The organism is Sulfuricurvum sp. (genome assembly GCF_019163035.1).
Classification (GTDB): Bacteria; Campylobacterota; Campylobacteria; order Campylobacterales; family Sulfurimonadaceae; genus Sulfuricurvum.
The window spans coordinates 33,129-52,955 of record NZ_JAFLKV010000015.1 but is presented as its reverse complement, the minus strand read 5'-3'; the positions used below and the strand labels follow the sequence as shown (position 1 = coordinate 52,955).

Sequence of the window (19,827 nt, the reverse complement as noted above, 5' to 3'; positions counted from 1 at the left end):
ATATCTTTTTTAAATCACATCCACATCTTCTAAAGCACTCAATTCTTCAATCACCTTATTATCCACCCGTATCGCCGAATCGATCACGACATCGGCAAGCTTCGAGACGATGGTGAGTTTAATCTCACGGCGTCCCGGATGACGGCGGACAAGGGTGTAGAGTTTCTCTAACGTTTCAAGGTTGTCGCTCAGACGGATACGCAGTTGCAACGGTTCCTGCGGCGGGAGGTTTTCGACGATTTTGGTCTCTACCTTTTTCGCCTCTTTTTTCGCTTCGGTGAGGGTCATAATCTTCGTAACACTGATGCGGGTGAACATCTCGGTGTGGGTTACTTTTACCTTGAACGCTATCGGCTCATCGAGATCCATCGCTTCAAGTTGTTCGACCCTGTCGCTAAAGAGCATCACTTCGATATTGCCGTGGAAGTCCATCAGGCTCACAAGCCCGAACATTGACCCTTTTTTCGACATCTTTTTCGTGATTGTTTCGATTTTTCCGATAAAGATGGCAGTGGAACCGTCCTCGATGTTCTCAACTTCGCTAGAGAGAGTATAGTTGATCGCATCGATCTGCTCACGGAAGTTGTCGAGCGGATGACCGGAGACGTAGAAGCCGAGAGTGTCTTTCTCGAAATCGAGGAGGGTTTTGAGGTCAAACTCATCCATGTTTTTGAGGCTCAATTCGACTGCCGTCACCTCTTCATCATCCCCGAAAAGGCTGAATTGGGCATCTTTTTTCAAAGACGACCCTTTTTTCGCCGTCTCAACGAGGGTTTCGACCTGCTCCAACAACGCATGTCGGGAATAGCCGAAATGATCCAGTCCCCCCGCTTTGATGATGCACTCGATCACCCGTTTGTTCACTTTTTGCGGTTCGATACGGTTGGTGAAATCTTGGATATCTTTGAACTCCCCCTCACTTCGTGCTTCGAGAATCGACTCGACCGCGGCTTCCCCGACCCCTTTGATCGCACCCAAACCGAAAAGAATTTGATCCTGACCGTCTTTGTTGATCGCGGAGAATTCGAGCTGTGAGTGGTTGATATCGGGAGCGCCGAGGAAAATTTTCATCCGTTTGGCTTCGTCGATGTATTTGACGACTTTGTCAGTGTTGTCTTTCTCCGAGGTGAGTAGTGCCGCCATAAACTCTTGCGGGTAGTAGGTTTTAAGCCACGCGGTTTGGAACGTAACCATCGCGTACGCCGCAGAGTGGGATTTGTTAAACCCGTATCCGGCAAATTTCTCAATCAGGTCAAAGAGTTCGGAGGCTTTTTGGTAGTCTAGCCCCTGCTGTTGAGCCCCTTCACTAAACTCACGGTTATATTTTTGCATCTCTTCGAGTTTCTTTTTCCCCATCGCACGACGAACGATGTCCGCACCGCCGAGGCTCATCCCCCCGATGGTTTGTACGATCTGCATAACCTGCTCTTGATAGACGATAACCCCATAGGTCGGTTTTAAGATCGGCTCCAGTGCGGCGAATACGTAGGTAATCGCCTGACGACCGTGTTTACGTTCGATAAAGTCATCCAACATCCCCGATTCCATCGGTCCCGGACGATAGAGGGCGAGTACCGCAATCAAGTCCTCGAACACGCTGGGTTTGAGCCGTTTGTTCAAATCCTGCATCCCCGAACTCTCGATCTGGAACATCCCGATCGTGTCACCGCTTTGGATAATCTCGTACACTTTCGGATCATTCTCATCGATTTTATGCCAGTTCACCTCGACGTCGTACCGTTTTTTAATCAGTTTGATCGCATTGTCGATAACGTCGAGCGTTTTAAGTCCCAAGAAGTCGAATTTAATCAGGTCGATATCTTCGAGGTAGTTGAGCGAATACTGAGTAACAAACGTCTCCTCCCCCGAGGGTTTATAGATCGGGGTTTTCTTCCAAAGCGGTTCGTTGGAGATAACGACTCCCGCCGCGTGCATTCCCGCATTGCGTTTGAGTCCTTCAAGCTTTTTCGAAAACTCCCACACACGCGCTATGTGAGGATCACTATCAATCAGTTCGGAAATCTTCGGCTCTTTTTGGAATGCTCCGGGTTTGAACTCTCCCCCTTTGGTTTTTCCATTCAGCGTGATCCCCAACTCATCAGGGATCAGTTTCGCCATCATATCGGCTTGGGAGAGGGGCATCTCCAAAACACGCGCAACGTCGCGGATAACCCCTTTGGCTAACAGTGAACCAAACGTAATGATCTGTGCGACCTGCTCCCGCCCGTATTTACGTACGACGTAATCGATGATCTCGCCGCGACGCGCTTGCATAAAGTCCATATCGATATCGGGCATCGATACCCGTTCAGGATTGAGAAAACGCTCAAAAAGCAAATCGTATTTCATCGGGTCGATATCGGTGATCTCAAGACTATAAGCGACGAGACTTCCCGCCGCCGATCCCCGCCCCGGGCCTACGGCAATCCCCATCCGTTTTGCTTCACGGACGAAATCCCAAACGATAAGCATATAGCCAGGGAATTTCATCTGGTTGATCACCTGCATCTCGAACTCTAAACGATCTCTATACTCCTGATGTCTCGCTTCTGGAACGTGTTCGAGGCGTAGTTCCAAACCGATTCGGCAGCGGTGGATAAAATACTCCGAATCCTCTTCGATAGTTAGCCCCTCTTCGAGAGCGTATTCGGTCGTAAATTTAAAGTTCGGTGGGGTCGGGTTTCCGAGTTTAAGTTCGAGCTGGCACTTATCGACGATCTCTTGGGTGTTATAGAGCGCTTCTGGGATATCGGCAAAGAGCCGTGCCATCTGCTCAGGGGATTTGATGTAAAACTCATGGACGGAGTGGCGCATACGCTTGGGGTCATCGTAGAGTTTATTCATCCCGATACACATAAACGCTTCGTGATACTGAGCGTCCCCCGCATAGGTGTAGTGGGTGTCGTTGGTCGCGATGAGTTTGATCTGTGTCTCTTGGGAGATTTTTATCACTTGCTCGTCGATAAAAAGCTGATCGGCTATCCCGTGGCGCATGATCTCCATGTAAAAATCATCCCCGAAAATCTCTTTGTACTCTAACGCGATCCGTTTGGCTTCGTCGTACCCTAACGCCCCGTTTTTAACGTTACGTTCACTGTTGGTGTTGAGATGCCAATTCACCTCCCCTTGCAAACACGCAGAGGTACAAATGATCCCCTCACAGTTATCACGAAGGAGCTGTTTGTTAATGCGGGGAAAGTAGTAAAAGCCGTTGATATAGGCTTGAGACGAGAGGTACATGAGGTTTTTATAACCCGCTTCGTTTTTGGCAAACAAACAAACGTGAAAACGCTGTTTGATCGTTTTATCTCCCAAATCCTCACCGTTATGGATGTAGGCTTCCATCCCGATGATCGGTTTCAGTCCCGCTCCGCGCATCTGCTGATAAAAGTCGATCGCTCCGAACATATTCCCATGATCGCTCATCGCGACCGAGGTCATTCCCAGTTCTTTTACCCGTGAGGCTAACGCGGATATTTTGTTTGCACCATCAAGAAGTGAGTATTCGGTGTGGAGATGCAAATGGGTAAACGGGGGGATGGTGCTCATTAAAAAATGCCTTGAAAAAAAGTAAAAATATTATAATCTACCGAGGGTAAAGAGGAGCTTTTAGAACCTCTTTGAAAGCAATTTATTTAACCCGTCCGCAAACGCTCGAACCGTTTTTTCCCCGATAGCACTCGGACCACCCGTGATCTCACCGTTATTGCGTAACTCCTCCATCAGATTACGCATCGCGAGGAGATGTTTGATGTTATTCTCATCGTAAATCGTCCCGCGTGGATCAAGCCCGACTGAGCCTTTGGTAACGATCCGATCCGCGAGAGGAATATCAGCCGTAATAACGATATCACACGCTTCGCACAGCTCTGCGATACGATGATCGGCTTCATCGGGTCCTTGTGCTACAACTTCCATCGAGACATGCGCGACATCAGGGATACCGATTCGTTTATTGGCGATAAAAATAGTGGTTATTTTGCGTTTTAGTACAGCTCTAAGCAAAATCTCTTTGAGTGCGTTAGGGAACGCATCGGCATCGACTAAAATTTTCATTTAATTCCAGTCGCTTACACAACGCACGTACGCTGTCTCTATTTTATTGACCGTCGCAACAGAACCGAGCTTAAACCCAACAACATACGCTTCTTGCGCGTTTAAACTCTCACTGCTCCAGTAATAACGATGCATCATTGCTCCAAAATATTTCATATCGACACTCGGACGATTATAGGCATAATCAACAATTCCGTAGAGTTCATCGGTTGTCGGTAGACGCCATGAGCGCCCCCCTAACGTCAGATTTTCACATCCCTCTTTCGCTTTTTCATACGTGAATTTAGCCCGTTTATCAGTCGCTTCAAGTGAATGCCACACTAAGAGCGAATCTTTATCTTCTACCCCCTCCGGTGTTATTCGGTAATGGTGTTCTGATGTCGGTTCAGGAGCATTGATACACGCTGCGGCAATTTTTTTGGTCGGCGGAGAGAGGGAAATGTTGCGCTCTTTGGGATAAAAACTGTATCCGAGCATCGCGACAATCCCCCCATCACCCTCACTTCCCGTCCCTATTTCGGTATTGTCAGAAGCTCCTCGGTTCGATGACCAAAAACTAAATCCTTCGACAAAGGGAGTCGTTTTTGGGAGGCTAAACAGCTCTTTGATCGACATCATCCGCCATGAATCGCCAAGATAGCGACAATACTCTTTGGCTTGCTCTTGGGTATAGTGTTCGCTTGGAGATAAGTGTATCTCCCCCCACGCCAACGAGGAGATGAGCGGAAAAATAAGACTAAATCGACGCACAATAATCGGCTAATAACCCGCCGCGAAGTCTTTCATAGGTTTCATTGCCTGATAATTTTTTGACAATTGCCAGCGCAAAACAAATCGCCGTCCCAGGCCCTCGCGAGGTCATCACATTGCCACTTTCGACAACGGCGTGTTTATCTCCGACAAATCCATCGGTAGTGAGTTCATCTTCGATACCGGGATAGCACGTATACCCCTCTTTAAGCACCCCTGCGGCTTCGAGAGCATACGGTGCGGCACAGATAGCACCAATGGCTTTTCCTTTTGCATCCATCGCTTTAAGGAGGTTTTGAATATTGACATCTGCGGCAAGGGCTTTCGTCCCTCTCCATCCACCGGGGAGAACAATCATATCGAGTTCATCAACGCTCAGTCCTTTAACCGGACGATCCGCATGGATCGTAATCCCGTGCGCCCCGCTCACCATCAGATGTTCGTTTAATGTTCCCATAATCACTTCGATGTCGGCACGGCGCAAAACATCAATAATAGCAATCGCTTCAATCTCTTCAAAACCTTCTGCGATAGAGACTAAAACACATGACATAGTTTTTCCTTATTTCATATATTTTCGGATGATTATTAGGTTGTTATTGTACACTGAATTAAGAAAATATGAGGATTAAAGTAGGGATTTGTTCATGGTTCGACTAGCTCACCACGAACAGAAAAGTGGAGCGTGAATTACTTCACTTTCTCCATGTATTCACCCTCAACGGTGTTAACTTTAATGATATCACCCTCAAGAACATGGTAAGGAACTTGTACCACCGCACCTGTTTCCAAAGTAGCCGGTTTTTTAGAACCGCTTGACGTGTCACCTTTGAAGTTTGGTGGAGTTTCAACGATTTTGAGTTCCATAATTTCAGGAGCTTCAACACTGATAGCATTGCCGTTGTGGAAGATCATTTGAACGCTGGTACCGTCTTTGATCCATTTCATTGCATCTTCACATTGATCGTAAGTTAGACCTAGTTGCTCATAGCTTTCATTATCCATAAATTGGAGCATTTCGCCATCATCATACAAAAATTGCATTGTTGTGTGAACAAGATTCGGAACTTCGAATTTATCCCCCGCATGGATCGTTTTTTCGATCACTTTTCCGTTCAAAAAGCTCTTTACTTTACAACGGACAAATGCCGCCCCTTTGCCGGGTTTGACGTGTTGGAACTCGACGACTTTATACGGAACGCCCGTAATCTCCAAACGTACACCTTTTTTGATATCACCCATACCGATTGTTGCCATGAAAAACCTTTTCTGATCTTGTAGTGGGCGAATTTTACCCGAAAGTGGCGCGAATTTCAAACCTTGTGTCACTTATTGTATTATTTTTCTCATTTATGCGGCTCAATTTTTAGGGTTTTTAGCTCTAATAAATACGTTAAAGTGTATAATAAACCTTATATTACTGATTATAATCACAAATACATCACAAGGAAACCTGTTTATGAGTACCCTTTCGCGTATTTTCAGCGCATCGCTCTTTATCGGATCATGCCACCTATTCGGCTCAGGTCTCTCACTCCCTGCCGCACTGGAAATTTTGGACACCAATAACCTTGAAATCAAAACGTCTGCCCTCGATCTCCAAAGTGCCCAAAGCGATACCTCAATCGCCAAAGGGTATAACTTCGGTTCACTCGATTTGACCCAAAGTGCAATGCGTTCGAATGAAGCCGGAAATGTATTCGGCTTTAAACTCAGTTCACGCCAAGCCAGTTTTGGAGATTTTGGTTTTAATGAATTTGATATGACAGGTTCTACCCCGATGCAACAACTTCTTGCAACACAGCCCAAAGATCTTAACTATCCCGGTTATCAGAACTACTATCAAACGAAACTCACCTATATGGTTCCCCTCTTTGTCGGTGGAAAACTCAGTGCTTACGGGGACATCAGTGAACGGATGGAGGAGATCAAAAAACTCGATGCCGAACAGATGAAAACGGAAAAACGGTATGAACTGCGCAAAAGCTATTACGATATGGCACTGCTCCAAAACTCCATCGATCACATGAGTACCATTCATAAAAATATCTCGACGCTAGAGCGTACAACCCAGATGATGGTGCAAGAGGGATACGCGAAAAAAGTGGATCTTCTCGAAGTCGAAGCCCGCAAAGCGAATGTCGAACGAAGCCTCACTGAGATGGAAGCGAACAAAAAACTTCTCTACCACTATCTCAGCTTCTTGCTCAACACCCCCATCACCGAAATTGAACTTCCGGCCAATGATTACCCCGCTTCAGGTATTAACGAAGCCGACGTCTTGGCCAACAATACCGATCTCAAAAAAGCATCTCAAGGGTTAGAGATTCGTGATCGCATGGTCGATGTTGCCTACGCACCGTTTCTCCCTCAAGTCGGAGCATTTGCTGAAGCTTCCAGCGCCGATGATACCTTTTTAGGAAATTTCAACGATCACAAAGCCTACACGGTCGGTGCAAAACTCAGTTGGAACCTCTTTAACGGCGGAATCGACAAAAACGCACTGGAAAAAGCCCGTATCGAAAAGATAAAAACAACGACCCAAGTGGAATTAGCCAAAAAAGGGGTTGCTCTACAATACGATAAAATCCGCACTGAGATTGAAAGTCTCAATTCTCAAGTCAATAGTTTGGAAAAAGAGCAAGAGTTAGCGGATCAAATCTATAAAAATTACGAGGGACGTTACCATGAACACCTCGCATCCATGAGCGATGTTATTATCAAACAGTCCATGCAAATCGAAAAAGTTCTCAACCTTCAAATGGTAAAAAATAAACGCAACGAGCGCATTTTCGCCCTCGAAAAACTAAGTAACGGAGTTAAATAATGAAATTTTGGATCACCTCTCTCGCCCTAGCCTCTACTCTCAGTGCCGCAGGGCTTGTACTCTCAGGAAGCGTTATCAGCGATAACCAAAAAATGATCACTAGCCGCAACATGGGGTTTGTCACCGGTGTAAACGTCTCTGAGGGCTCACGCGTCTCTAAAGGGCAGCTTTTGTACACCATCGATTCCAAAGAGATCGATTCGGCTAAAACCCAAGTGGAACTGGGCATTGCACAAGCAGAGCTTTCGTTACAAATGTACCAAAATCAATATGCGAATTTGGAGTTAAATTTGGAGCGTAACAAACGTCTCTTGGCACAAGATATGGTCTCAAAATTCGAAGTGGAAAATCTTGAACTCTCTCGTAAAAACCTCCAAAACATGATCTCAATCGGTGAGCGTCAAGTAAACCAAGCCAAAGCGCGTCTCAAAGAAGTCGATAATCAATACAACTACCTCCGTATCACCGCACCTAACAGTGGTGTCGTTGTTGCTAAAAACATCAAAGTGGGTGAGATGGCAATGCCGGGGATGCCTGCCATAGTGTTGTCCGATTTGAACGCTCTTAAAATCGAAGTCGAAGTGGCAGAAAACAATCTTAAACTCGTCCCTGTCGGTAAAAAAGTTAAAATTTCTGTCCCATCCGTCGGTTATATCGGAATCGGCAAAGTAAGTGCAATTGTCCCAAGCTCTAACCCGATGACGCACACCTTTAAAATCAAAGTCTCATTCAGTGCCAAACAAACCGTTTATCCGGGTATGTACGCTACTGTCGAAATCGAATAGGAGGACTGATGCACGCTCCTAACTCTTATCAGCCTAAAGACTCGGCGGGAAAACTTGCCAAAGGGTTTTTACGTAATCCTCTCACCCCGATATTAGGGGTTTTTCTATTCGTTATCGGCTATATAGCTCTTATGCTTATGCCGCGTGAAGAGAATCCGCAAATGGTCGTTAGTGGATCTACCGTTATCATCGCCCTCCCAGGTGCTACCGCCAGCGAAGTTGAAAACGTTATCGTGAAACCTCTAGAGAGAAAACTCAAAGAGATCAAAGGGATCGAGCACCTTCACGGTATGGCAATGGATAATGTTGCCGTTATCAATGCCGCATTTTATATCGGTGAAGCCAAAGAGGACTCTAACCTCAAAATTTATGACAAAATCATGCAAAACATGAGTATCCTCCCCAAGGGAGCTATGCAACCAATCATCAAACCGCTCGACATCGATGTTGATATCCCCATCGTCTCCGTAGCGTTTTACTCCAATAACCCCAAAATGGATCCTACGATTCTTTACGATCACGTCAAAGAAATTCAACACCATATCAACGGTCTCCCAAATGTCGCCGTAACCGATATTAAAGGGGCTAAAAAACATCAATACAATGTTTTGGTCGATATGAACCGTCTCAGCGGTTACAACCTCTCTCTTGGTCAAATCGTTATGGCGACACAGTCACTCGCCTATAACGTCCCTGAGATTAAAGGGAAAACCGTAGACAATAAAATCGTCATGATTGGGGTTCGAAATGCCATCGAGAGTGTCGAAGATGTCGGCAATATCATCGTTGCCCAATACGGTGGATCGGCAATCTATCTACGTGATGTTGCTACCATCAGTGCAGGGAGCGATATCCAAAACTTCAAGTCGGCACTCGTGAGTGTCAAAGGGGAAGATGGCAAATTCTCACCGCTCAAAGATCAAATCACCCTGACCGTCTCGAAACTCCAAGGAACCAATGCCGTTAACATTGCCGATGCAGTTAAAGAAGAGCTCGAAAAATACAAAGAGCAAATGAACGCAGAGGGGATAAACTACGTCATTACCCGAAATGATGGAGAACGTGCCGATGAAGCGGTTAACGAACTTGTATTTCACCTCCTCCTCTCTATCGTCATTATCGCTATTTTGCTCATCTTTGTCTTGGGCTGGCGTGAATCACTGATCGTTACGTTCACCGTTCCGGCGATCTTGGCAATTACCCTCTTTATCGCCTATATTACAGGACAAACCATCAACCGTATCACCCTCTTTGCATTCCTCCTGAGTTTAGGACTTTTGGTCGATGCAGCAATCATCGTTATCGAAAATATTCATCGCCATTTCCATGCACCTGATGCACATTTGCGTGATGCTGATGAGCTAATGATCGAAGCAACCGACGAGATCGGGGCACCGACCAATATCGCGACCTTAGCGATCATCCTCACGATGGTACCGATGGCGTTTGTCGGACAAATGATGGGGCAGTTTATGAAACCGATCCCCGCTAACGTCCCCGTTGCCCTCGTCGCTTCACTCTTTGTCGCCTATATCTTTACTCCGTATTTGGCGATACGCCTTTTGAAAAAACCCGCCCCCCACGGAGAATCGCACTAATGTATAAAAAATTTGAAAACTATTTGCTCGATCTTTTGGAATCACCTTCCAAAAAGAAAAAAATATTATTAGGAACGTTACTAGCGTTTGTTTTTGCCGTTGCCCTCATCCCGACCAAACTGGTTCTCGCCAAAATGCTACCAGGGAAAAACAACGACACATACAGTGTCTATATCGACTTAGCCAATGGCAGTTCAATCGAGCAAACCCGCCAAATAAGTGATTGTGCCGTCAAAATTTTACAGAATGAATCTGAGATGCTCGATGCGGAAGTTTTCTTAGGATCCGGTTCTCCTCTCGACTTCGCGGGTCTTATCAAAGGATCACACTTTAAAAACAGTGAAAATGTTGCCGAAGTGGTAGTAAATCTCACCAAAAAACATGATCGTTCTGAACCCTCTTATATGATGGTGCAACGCCTCCGCCCCGTGATTGTCAAACAGTGCGGAAACATCTACCCCCAAACCAACATTAAATTTGTTGAGCCACCGGCAGGTCCTCCAACAATGGCGGCTGTCGTTGCTGAAGTTTATGGAAACTCCCCTGAAGGGATCCGCCATCTCAGTAACCGTATCGAAGGTGTTTTCCATAAAACCGAAGGGCTTGTCGATATAGATATCATGCAAGATGAAATCTACGATAAATTTGAAATTCGGGTTAACACCGATAAAATTACCCGTTCAGCACTGGATGTTAAACATGTTAATGACGTGTTGTATCTTGCATTCGAGGGGATGGGGGTTGCCGTTAAAAACTCTCAAAATGCAACTGACCAAATCCCAATTTTTCTTACTTTGACACCTGAGGGGAAAAAGTTTGCCTCGCGCGACAAACTCGCTATTGAGATGAAACTCACCTCTCTCACCCTCCTTAATCAAATGGGGATGATGGTACCGATTACCGAAGTGGTCGAAATCGTCCCTGTCAAATCGAATCCGATGATTATGTCAAAAGATCTGCACCAAATGACCAACGTTCTAGCCGAAACTGATATGGTCTCACAAGTCTATCCACTGATGGCGGCTCGAAATGTGATTCTCGATACGTTCAGCGACGAATATGAGATCACCAAAACCGGATTGTTCAACCTTAAGCTCGTAGACAAAAAAACCAAAAATATGTATGAACTCAAATGGGATGGAGAGATGAAAGTAACGCTCGATACATTTGTCGATCTCGGCGGTGCATTTATCGCGGCACTCATCCTCATTTTCTTACTCATGGTTATATATTATAAAAGCTTTATCCTTAGCGGTATCGTTTTGTTAGGGAGTTTCCTCTCAATTATCGGAGTTATCGTCGGGCATGGTGTTGTCGATATCTTTACCTCCGATACATTCTTTCTAACGGCAACTTCCTTGATCGGGTTTATCGCCCTTATCGGTATCAGTTCTCGTAACTCACTACTATTAATCGATTTTACCAAATCATTGATGATTGATAAAGGAATGAATAAAAATGAGGCAATCGCGTATGCTGCCGCAACTCGTGCAAAACCTATTTTTCTTACCGCAGCAGCAATTATCCTTGCTTCAACCCTTTTAGCCAGTGATGCGGTCTTCGGAGGGCTTGGAGTTTCACTGATTTTTGGTACAATAGCCGCCGTCATCGCATCACTCGTGGTTGTCCCCGTTCTTCTTCACAATTCTGATTTGGAACGTCATTTCAATTTTCATGAGCGTAAAGCGGTATCAGTTATGGAGCCTTAAATAAATGTCCACTTTTATACCCGTTACAGTGCTCACTACCGATGTTATGCAAGAATTAAAAAAAATAGCACTGGGGCAGAGAGTATCTGTTGATGATCTTGATTTCGATCTCATCTCTTATGAAACTTCATTTAAAGGGACAGTGGATGATGAGTGGCAACTGTTGCTAGGGGATGATCTTCTTACGCAAACAACCGAAATTGAAGTTCGATCACCCCATTTTTTACTTCGTCAAGAATATCAAATCTATATCCGTCCCTTAAAGCCACACCCATATCTTGATTTACATTTTACAATCGCAACCGATAAAACCAAAAGCAAAGTAATCGCTGTTATCGAACCCACATCCAAAATTCCTCTCAAAAAAGGGGTGCAAGAGTGGATCAAAGAGGCCATCATTCGCAAACAACTACGACATGGGCTCATGATCGGGCTTTATGATCAAAATCTTGATCGAGAGATAAATCGTCTCATCGGTAAAATCCAAAAAGAGGGACCCCTTACCTTTCTCTATCGTCTTCCAATCGGTGAATTTTTCCTACCGACTTTTCCGATCAATGATAAAATCATTCTCCACTATAAAAATAAAAGTGGATCCAATAGTCTGATTGAGGGGGTAAACCCCGGTGATTTCATCCTTGAATATATTCTCCCTAAACCGGGACGTGACGGACGAGCGTGTAGCGGAAATCATATTGCGGTTCCTGAACCCACTGTTAAATTTGCCTCTTACCTCCTTATCGATCCTGAAACGATAACAACTGAACAAGATGAAGAGAGTATCCGCTTTTATGCCAAAATTTCTGGCTATGTAGAACATAAAAAAGGGATGTTTTATATCTCTCAAGAGCTTCAAATCGAAAGCGCCAGTTTCAAAAAAACCGGCTCTATTGAAACCGGTATGGATAAAGATGTATTACTCAAAATAAACAAAAAAGTCTCGAGCGAAGATGCGATCGGGATGGGAGTCAACATCGATGTTCAAAAACTCGATGTCAGTGGTACGGTCGGAGGAAATGCTAAAATCCAAGCGTGTGATGTCAATATCGGAGCCCAAACTCATCGAAAATCACAAATCAATGTATCGCAGACAGCCAATGTTCATCTCCATAGAGGGAATCTTAAAGCCAAGGATGCCCATATCAATATTTTAGAGTCTGGAAAAGTAGAAGCCGATGTCATTCATATTAATAAAATGGTCGGTGGTGAGATTATCGCGCGCAAAATACATATTGATACTCTCTATTCAAATGCTCGTATCACGGCGTTAGAATCGATTACCATCCAAAATATTGAAGGAAATGGGAATAAAATCATTATTGATCCCCATGCGATTGAGAGCTATCACAAAAAAATTATTGACCTAGAAGCAGAAATTAAAACAAAAAATAGCCACTTGCAAGTACAGAAAAAAAAGCTTGCCATGAGTAAAGCTGCCTTAGAAGATAAAAATAGCCGAATCAAAGATATTCATGTTCGTGTTCTTCTCAAACAAAAAAATGGTGAAACACCAATGAAAGCAGATATGGTTCGACTCCAACAATACAAGCTTGAGAGAGAAGCCTTCAAAGAAGCTTCTGATGACCTTAGTGTGTCGGAAGCTTCACTTGAAACCTTGCAAGAGTCACTGGAAAACTTATATGAAGCTGATTTACATGCTGTGGTAACCCACTATGGAATCCATAACGGACACAATCGTATCCTTTTTATCGATCCGAGAAACCACCGCGAATACGGTATCTCTCCTGAGGGAAAAGTAACCCATATACGGTTACGAAAAGAGGAAGACGAAAAAAAATTCCTACTGGAATACTAAAAAAATAAAACTCCTTTTAGACGCCGCCGAGAGCTTTAGCTTTTTGCGGTAAAACTCTCTTATGAAATTAACCGACTTAACCCTTGTAGCCCCTTATTTGGATCTTGACCCCATCTTCTATCATGAAGTTCATCCGACCCCTTTGCACAAGCCATATCTTGTGAGTTTTAACCTCCAAGCCACCGAACTCTTAGGCATTGACCTCTCTGCTATCGATAATGAAGAACTCATAAAACTTCTTAATGGAACAATGCTGATAAAGGGTTCACGACCATACGCCATGTGCTATGCCGGTCATCAGTTTGGGCATTACGTACAACGGCTTGGAGATGGTCGTGCTATCAATCTAGGCTCTGTAAATGGGTGGAACCTTCAGCTCAAAGGGTCAGGTGAAACCCGTTATTCCCGCCAGGGTGACGGTAGAGCCGTATTACGCTCCTCCATTCGCGAATACTTGATGAGTGAAGCAATGTATGGTCTGGGAATCCCGACCAGTCGTGCACTAGCAATCATCGGTTCTGATGAAAAAGTAGCACGAGAGGCTTGGGAACGTGGTGCCATTGTTTTACGATTATCCCCCTCATGGATTCGGTTTGGAAGTTTTGAGTATTTTTTTCATACCAATCGTCATAAGGAGCTCGAAACGCTAGCCGATTTTTTACTCCGTGAGTCCTTTCCACACCTCCTCGGAGTTGAAGAACCTTACCTCAAAATGTATGGCGAGATTGTCAAACGAACCGCAGAATTAACAGCACAGTGGCAATCGGTCGGATTTAACCACGGTGTCATGAATACCGATAATATGTCAGCAATTGGTATCACCATCGATTATGGCCCTTTTGCCTTTATGGATACTTTCGAGAGCAACTATATCTGCAACCATTCTGATACGCAAGGGAGGTATAGCTATGACAATCAACCCCGAATCGGATATTGGAACCTAGAACGTCTCGCTCATGCCCTATCACCGCTCATTACCACAGTAAAACTCCAGTTAGAACTCGAAAAATACGGTAATTATTTCACGACTCGACTTATGGAGCTTTTAGGTACCAAACTTGGTCTAGATACCCTACATGAAAACGACAATGATTTGCTACGAGCCTTATTTACCATCATGGAAAACGGACAAATCGATATGACCCCGTTTTTTCGTCATCTAAGCCGCTATAATGGAAATCGGGAGACGCTACTTCCTCTTACTCTCGCGCCTAACCAGCTCAATGAATGGCTTGATCGATACGATATACGATTAGTCTCAAATACCTCATCCGTTGAAACTCGCCACAAAAATATGCTCCGTACTAATCCAAAATACGTGTTAAAAAATTACATTCTTCAAGAAGCGATTGAGAATGCACAAAACGGTGATTTCGTCCTTGTGAATGATCTCCTACACATAGCGCAAAACCCTTATGATGAACATTCTCCCTTTGAGCGTTATAGCTTACCGACACCAGCTCAATACAAAAACCTAAAACTAAGCTGCTCTTCCTAACCGTTAGCTTAGGGCAAGTCTATTTTATAATCACTAATATTGTAACCCTTTGGTAATAAACTTATTATTGTTTATTTTTTAATCAACAATTCTCCTTCTTTTTCTCCTTACCTCTTTATACTGTCAACGTTATTGAACAAATATCTCTCTTTGTAGGAACACTTATGCAACGTAATCATTTAATCAGCTATATGAGCGACGTCCAAAATTTCGAAAAAAATATGAGTACTTTATCCGGTAAATGGGACTTATTGACCCTTCTTGGTTCGATGTCCAATATTGGGATGGATACCAGTGAGACCCGAAAAGCTTTCGAAGATTTGCTCGATGAGCCCCTCTTGCGTCTTATTGAAGAGACATTTAACAAAAGTCTCAATGAGCTTGAGTCAAAAGCACAAACCGCAATAGATATCCTGATCCGAAACCTTTTTGAACGAACGGCTGATATTGGATTTCTCGCAACTGATGATGATATCCGCGACTATCTCCTCTATTTGCACACAACCGATATGTCAGTTTCAGAGGAGATGCGCCAAATCAAAATGAAGAAAAAAGAGGCTCTGAGTGCTCGATTTGCCGAATACGTCGCAAAATACAGTGTCTATGAAAACATTATTTTGCTCGATACGAAAGGGAAAGTACTCGTTCAGCTTGACACGACCAATCCTATTAGTATCTCCAAGGATCCATTGATCAATGAATCGATTCGAACACATGAAGGGTATGTAGAAACGTTCCGTCCGAGTGATCTTAACCATCAAAAACCCTCACTTATCTACTCCTACCGTGTATCCAATCCTGATAGTGATGAGCCTTTGGGGGTATTGTGCCTCATATTCCGATTCGAAAATGAGCTTCAAAGTATCTTTCGAAAACTTACCCGTGAAAATCCTTATATCGCACTCGAAATGCTGGGTTCTGATGGAGGCGTTATCGCCTCTTCATCGGCTCATCATGTTCCGATAGGCTCATATCTTAACCCTCGCAACAATGAGAATCATCAAACCTATTACGCCGGGTTCGAATATCTTTATCAGGCGGTAAAAACAACGGGATACCAAGGGTATAAAGGTTCAGGATGGATCGGCCATGCAATGGTACCTCTGCATCTGGCATTTCGTTCCTCATCACGCAGCTCATTACTAAAAAATGGTTTATTCGACTCCGTTGCAAACGCCAAAGCCTATTATCCTCAAGAGCTCAAAGATATATTGGAAAAAGCCAAAAAGATCCAAAGCGAACTCGATATTACGGTTTGGAACGGTAATGTCCAAATCGCCAATAGTGTAGGGCATGAAAGCCCTTTTACGAAAGCACTACTCTCCGAGATATCGAAAACAGGAGAAGAGACAAAACGGGTATTTGATGACACGGTTGCAAATCTCAATTCGGCAATGCTGATTCAGTATCTTGAAGATTTAAAATTCCAATCTTCCCTTGCTATCGATATTATGGATCGAAATCTGTACGAGCGGGCAAACGATTGCCGATGGTGGGCACTCACAACAACCTTTCGAGAATCGCTTTCACAAGAGAGTGTGAGCGAAGAGAATCAGGAGAAAATGAACTCAATTTTGAACTACATTAACGGTCTTTATACCGTTTACAGCACCATGTTCATTTATGATCGTAATGGCACGATTGTCTCGGTATCCAATGCAGATAGCACCTCTTTGATCGGGAAAAAGATAGGCTATTCATGGGCACTTGAAACGTTAGAACTGAGCACCACACAAGAATATGTTGTATCGACGTTCGAACCAACTCCTTTCTATGGAAACCGATCAACCTATATCTATAACGCCTGTATCCGTAATTTCAATGAAGAAAATGTTGGGGGAATCGGAATCGTTTTTGATGCAGAATCTCAATTTGAAGCAATGTTGCACGATACCCTTCCAAAAGACGAAAACCATTCAATCCCTGAGGGGATGTTTGCCCTCTTTGTCGATCGAAGCGGCCGTGTTGTCTCTTCTACAACCTCCACAATTGCCATAGGAGATATACTCAATCTTCCAGAATCGCTCTTGGAACTCTCACCAGGACAAAGCGATGCGCAAATTCTCCCCTACAACGGAGTCTATTATGCACTTGGCGCAACCTGCTCTAACGGTTACCGAGAATACAAACAAAGTGACGGATACGATAATGACATCATCGCCCTCCTTTACCGCCCTATCGGTGATGTTCAAGAACTTGAAAATGAAATACCTACCCAACGGGTTTATACCTATCCAAAGGCAAACGGAACCGAAGAGACATCCGAAATTTCCACCTTCTTTGTCGGGGGATCACTTTTTGCGGTCGAATCCAAAAATGTCGTCTGTTCTCTCGCCCATCAAGAGCTTACTTCAATCCTACACGCTAGCGAATATAATCTTGGGGTCATTAGCTATGACAAACGGATGGTTAGTGTCATTTCATTGGCCAAATTACTCGGTATGGAGAAAAAATACGATAAAGAGATCGATACAATCATCCTTGTCAAAGCGGTGATTGAAAAACAGGTCATCTATCTGGGAATTGCCGTCGATGCTATTTACAGCAGCCCTGAAATTCCGATCCGATCGATAAGTCAATACAGTAATGTTTTGAAAAATGAGAATTCACTCACGAAAGCGGTTATCATTCCTGATAATGCCGAAGATTTTGGAAACGAAATGATCTCCATCCTCGATATACCGAAAATTTATGGACAGCTCATCCAACCTTATGCTCGTCCAATGCATAAAGTAATGGCGTAAGCACTGCTTACGCTAAAAAATAAGCGATTTGATTTTTATCTCCATCAATCCAAATTCATTGCTATTTTTGGGAATTTTCATATAATTTTTGAGTTTGAGATTATACAAACTGTTATTACCCAAAAGATCTTCACTTTTGATAGAGCCTTCATAAATAATAAGCGTATTGAGCGCATTCGGGAGCGTCTCATAATACTCTGCAACCTCTTTCACATACTCTTCGAGATTTAGCTCTTTGGATTCACGATTGATAATGAAAAGACTCGGTTCATACGGGAGTGAATAACTTTTAATCGTCCAGGTAGAAAAAGCTTGCACATTATAAAGGGGAAACATTTTTTTCAACTCTTCCCGAAGCCGTCCACTCTCACCATCTTTAAAGCCGACGATCAAAATAGAAGTGCAAAAATTATTTTCAAAATACCCTCTTTGCTCGAAAAATTCTTTCTTACCCTCATTTTCAAGCCAGCTTTGTGTAGATAAAGCAACGTGTCTGCTATGCGTATTGCAATACGTTCGAAAGCGAACCGAACTAGACATTCCGCGCCATAATGCACGATCAAAAGCAGCTCGCATCTGATTTGAGAGCAATGCCATACGATTGCGCTGAGAATTCAGTATTGTCTCCAACTTAGGCTTATATTCACTCTCAAGAGAATCAACCAATTCTTCACGGAGCTTTTCATGATTTTCCAATCCTTTTCGGTAATTCAGGAGATCATGTTCTTGTTTTTCATACGCTTCTTTAATTTCACTAGAGTGTGAGTTTTTATAGTGCTGTACTAATTTGTTTTTCCGTTCGATCAGTGTCTTCACCGCCAATTTATAGCGACCGATTTTGGTTGTTAAATCGATATAATCTTTGTCCATCGGAATAAGCACTGTTTTACAATACTCTTCAATCTCTTTATTCCCAATACTACCGATAACAGTTTCATGATGAGCCGATTCTTCAATTCGGCCATATAGAGATTCCAATTCTGAATAAGTACTGATTTTAGGATCTATCGAGAAGAGCGGACGATAAACTGACGATATCCATGATCCAAATTTTTCTCCACTGATTTCTCGAAAACGCTCTTTAGGAAAGGATGTACCCAAGGCAATCGATTCAAATAGAGAGAGAAGATACTCATCCAGCTCATCGATATTTTCTGGGTGAATCGACATCAATGAAAACGGAATTGCTTTTGGTTGCTCTGTATCAAAAAAAAGCTGGATATCGGTAAAATTCCCCTGCGTTAGTATCTCTTTTGTATCTTCAATCAACGGCTTTAAAGCACTAACAAATGCCGTATGTTCAAAAGGTTTTGGCAAAGCTGCTTTAATAGATACCCCATCGAGCATATCCAATGCCATCTCGATATTTCCCGAAAGGAGTACAATCTGTAATCTTGATAGAAGCCCTTTTTCTTCCAACATTTCGATCAGTTCAAGCCCATCCATATTAGGCATAATGAGATCGAGGAAAACAATTCCCATCTTCTCCTCTTCCTCATACAGCATCGCCCATTCACTGATTTTTTCTAATCCATCTTTTCCATCCATCGCTTCGGTGACATTCAAGCAATTAAGATTTGAAAGCTGCTTTCGGATGATATTACGCATTGCCATACTGTCATCGATGATCAGTATCGGACCGTCATACACCAACGTTACCGAGTTCTCTTTGGAAGCAATCACATTCAATAAGGAGACGGCAATTTTTTCAAATTCATTTCCAGTAAACGGCTTTGTGATAGCCGTATCAATCCCCATATCTCGAATTTTTTTAGGGGAATACAGCGTTACTTCCGTCGACATTACAACAACATGAACACTATTACGCCACGGTACAGCCCTCAGCCATTCTAAAACCGCAAAACCGTCCATTACCGGCATATTGATATCTAAAAAAATACACCCGTACTCATACTGTTGCAGCAAGACAAGAGCTTCTTTGCCATCAACCGCTTCGTCGATTTGATCATAGCCATGTTTTAGCAGATAACGGGTAACAATTTTGCGAACGGTCAAACTGTCATCAACGATTAAAATTTTCATG

13 protein-coding genes are annotated in these 19,827 nt (G+C 43.6%); 7 read left to right on the top strand and 6 right to left on the bottom strand.

The genetic code is table 11. From position 1 onward, the window contains the following. Positions 1-9: 9 nt before the first annotated feature. The 5 genes from dnaE to efp all read right to left on the bottom strand — a co-directional run bounded on the left by dnaE (position 10) and on the right by efp (position 6,063). Positions 10-3,549, bottom strand: coding sequence for a DNA polymerase III subunit alpha (gene dnaE / locus JZU62_RS01510; protein ID WP_295011217.1), 3,540 nt, complete (start codon positions 3,547-3,549; stop codon positions 10-12). A gap of 60 nt (positions 3,550-3,609) precedes the next feature. Further along, positions 3,610-4,056 carry a YaiI/YqxD family protein gene (locus JZU62_RS01505; protein WP_295011215.1) on the bottom strand — a complete coding sequence of 149 codons (447 nt, stop codon included), beginning with the start codon at positions 4,054-4,056 and terminating at the stop codon, positions 3,610-3,612. Continuing rightward, positions 4,057-4,806 carry a DUF1566 domain-containing protein gene (locus tag JZU62_RS01500; RefSeq protein ID WP_295011213.1) on the bottom strand — a complete coding sequence of 250 codons (750 nt, stop codon included), beginning with the start codon at positions 4,804-4,806 and terminating at the stop codon, positions 4,057-4,059. After that, the gene (locus JZU62_RS01495) at positions 4,793-5,359 is read right to left on the bottom strand and encodes a DJ-1 family glyoxalase III (RefSeq protein ID WP_295011211.1); all 567 of its coding nucleotides are present in this window, start codon (positions 5,357-5,359) and stop codon (positions 4,793-4,795) included. The genes JZU62_RS01500 and JZU62_RS01495 overlap by 14 nt, the downstream gene beginning before the upstream one ends. A 137-nt stretch (positions 5,360-5,496) precedes the next feature. Continuing rightward, positions 5,497-6,063, bottom strand: coding sequence for an elongation factor P (efp, locus tag JZU62_RS01490; protein WP_294893503.1), 567 nt, complete (start codon positions 6,061-6,063; stop codon positions 5,497-5,499). Positions 6,064-6,265: 202 nt separating this feature from the next. Between efp and JZU62_RS01485 the strand changes: the two genes are divergently transcribed. The 7 genes from JZU62_RS01485 (at position 6,266) to JZU62_RS01455 (ending at position 17,783) form a co-directional block, all read left to right on the top strand. Beyond that, positions 6,266-7,633 carry a TolC family protein gene (locus JZU62_RS01485; RefSeq protein WP_295011209.1) on the top strand — a complete coding sequence of 456 codons (1,368 nt, stop codon included), beginning with the start codon at positions 6,266-6,268 and terminating at the stop codon, positions 7,631-7,633. Further along, positions 7,633-8,418 carry an efflux RND transporter periplasmic adaptor subunit gene (locus JZU62_RS01480; RefSeq protein ID WP_295011208.1) on the top strand — a complete coding sequence of 262 codons (786 nt, stop codon included), beginning with the start codon at positions 7,633-7,635 and terminating at the stop codon, positions 8,416-8,418. Before JZU62_RS01485 ends, JZU62_RS01480 begins: the two co-directional genes overlap by 1 nt. Positions 8,419-8,426: 8 nt before the next feature. Next, positions 8,427-10,016 (top strand): efflux RND transporter permease subunit, encoded by a 1,590-nt coding sequence (locus tag JZU62_RS01475; protein WP_295011207.1) that lies wholly within the window; start codon positions 8,427-8,429, stop codon positions 10,014-10,016. Then, positions 10,016-11,725: an efflux RND transporter permease subunit gene (locus JZU62_RS01470; RefSeq protein WP_295011206.1), complete on the top strand. Its 1,710-nt coding sequence runs from the start codon at positions 10,016-10,018 to the stop codon at positions 11,723-11,725. Before JZU62_RS01475 ends, JZU62_RS01470 begins: the two co-directional genes overlap by 1 nt. Before the next feature lie 4 nt (positions 11,726-11,729). After that, on the top strand, positions 11,730-13,541 hold the full coding sequence (locus JZU62_RS01465; protein ID WP_295011205.1) for a flagellar assembly protein A: 1,812 nt from the start codon (positions 11,730-11,732) through the stop codon (positions 13,539-13,541). Between the two features lie 61 nt (positions 13,542-13,602). Further along, positions 13,603-15,039 carry a protein adenylyltransferase SelO gene (locus JZU62_RS01460; RefSeq protein ID WP_295011204.1) on the top strand — a complete coding sequence of 479 codons (1,437 nt, stop codon included), beginning with the start codon at positions 13,603-13,605 and terminating at the stop codon, positions 15,037-15,039. A 164-nt stretch (positions 15,040-15,203) separates the two neighbouring features. Further along, positions 15,204-17,783, top strand: a complete 2,580-nt coding sequence (locus JZU62_RS01455) for a chemotaxis protein CheW (RefSeq protein ID WP_295011203.1) — start codon at positions 15,204-15,206, stop codon at positions 17,781-17,783. A gap of 12 nt (positions 17,784-17,795) precedes the next feature. On the opposite strand, the gene JZU62_RS01450 is transcribed toward JZU62_RS01455, so the two are convergent. Next, positions 17,796-19,826: a response regulator gene (locus JZU62_RS01450; protein WP_295011202.1), complete on the bottom strand. Its 2,031-nt coding sequence runs from the start codon at positions 19,824-19,826 to the stop codon at positions 17,796-17,798. Position 19,827 lies beyond the last annotated feature (1 nt).

Excerpts from the sequence above, each read along its gene's own strand:
- JZU62_RS01475 (WP_295011207.1), top strand. The coding sequence starts at position 8,427 with ATGCACGCTCCTAACTCTTATCAGCCTAAAGACTCGGCGGGAAAACTT.
- dnaE (WP_295011217.1), bottom strand. The coding sequence starts at position 3,549 with ATGAGCACCATCCCCCCGTTTACCCATTTGCATCTCCACACCGAATAC.
- JZU62_RS01465 (WP_295011205.1), top strand. The coding sequence starts at position 11,730 with ATGTCCACTTTTATACCCGTTACAGTGCTCACTACCGATGTTATGCAA.
- JZU62_RS01455 (WP_295011203.1), top strand. The coding sequence starts at position 15,204 with ATGCAACGTAATCATTTAATCAGCTATATGAGCGACGTCCAAAATTTC.
- JZU62_RS01470 (WP_295011206.1), top strand. The coding sequence starts at position 10,016 with ATGTATAAAAAATTTGAAAACTATTTGCTCGATCTTTTGGAATCACCT.
- JZU62_RS01485 (WP_295011209.1), top strand. The coding sequence starts at position 6,266 with ATGAGTACCCTTTCGCGTATTTTCAGCGCATCGCTCTTTATCGGATCA.
- JZU62_RS01460 (WP_295011204.1), top strand. The coding sequence starts at position 13,603 with ATGAAATTAACCGACTTAACCCTTGTAGCCCCTTATTTGGATCTTGAC.
- JZU62_RS01450 (WP_295011202.1), bottom strand. The coding sequence starts at position 19,826 with ATGAAAATTTTAATCGTTGATGACAGTTTGACCGTTCGCAAAATTGTT.
- efp (WP_294893503.1), bottom strand. The coding sequence starts at position 6,063 with ATGGCAACAATCGGTATGGGTGATATCAAAAAAGGTGTACGTTTGGAG.
- JZU62_RS01495 (WP_295011211.1), bottom strand. The coding sequence starts at position 5,359 with ATGTCATGTGTTTTAGTCTCTATCGCAGAAGGTTTTGAAGAGATTGAA.
- JZU62_RS01480 (WP_295011208.1), top strand. The coding sequence starts at position 7,633 with ATGAAATTTTGGATCACCTCTCTCGCCCTAGCCTCTACTCTCAGTGCC.
- JZU62_RS01505 (WP_295011215.1), bottom strand. The coding sequence starts at position 4,056 with ATGAAAATTTTAGTCGATGCCGATGCGTTCCCTAACGCACTCAAAGAG.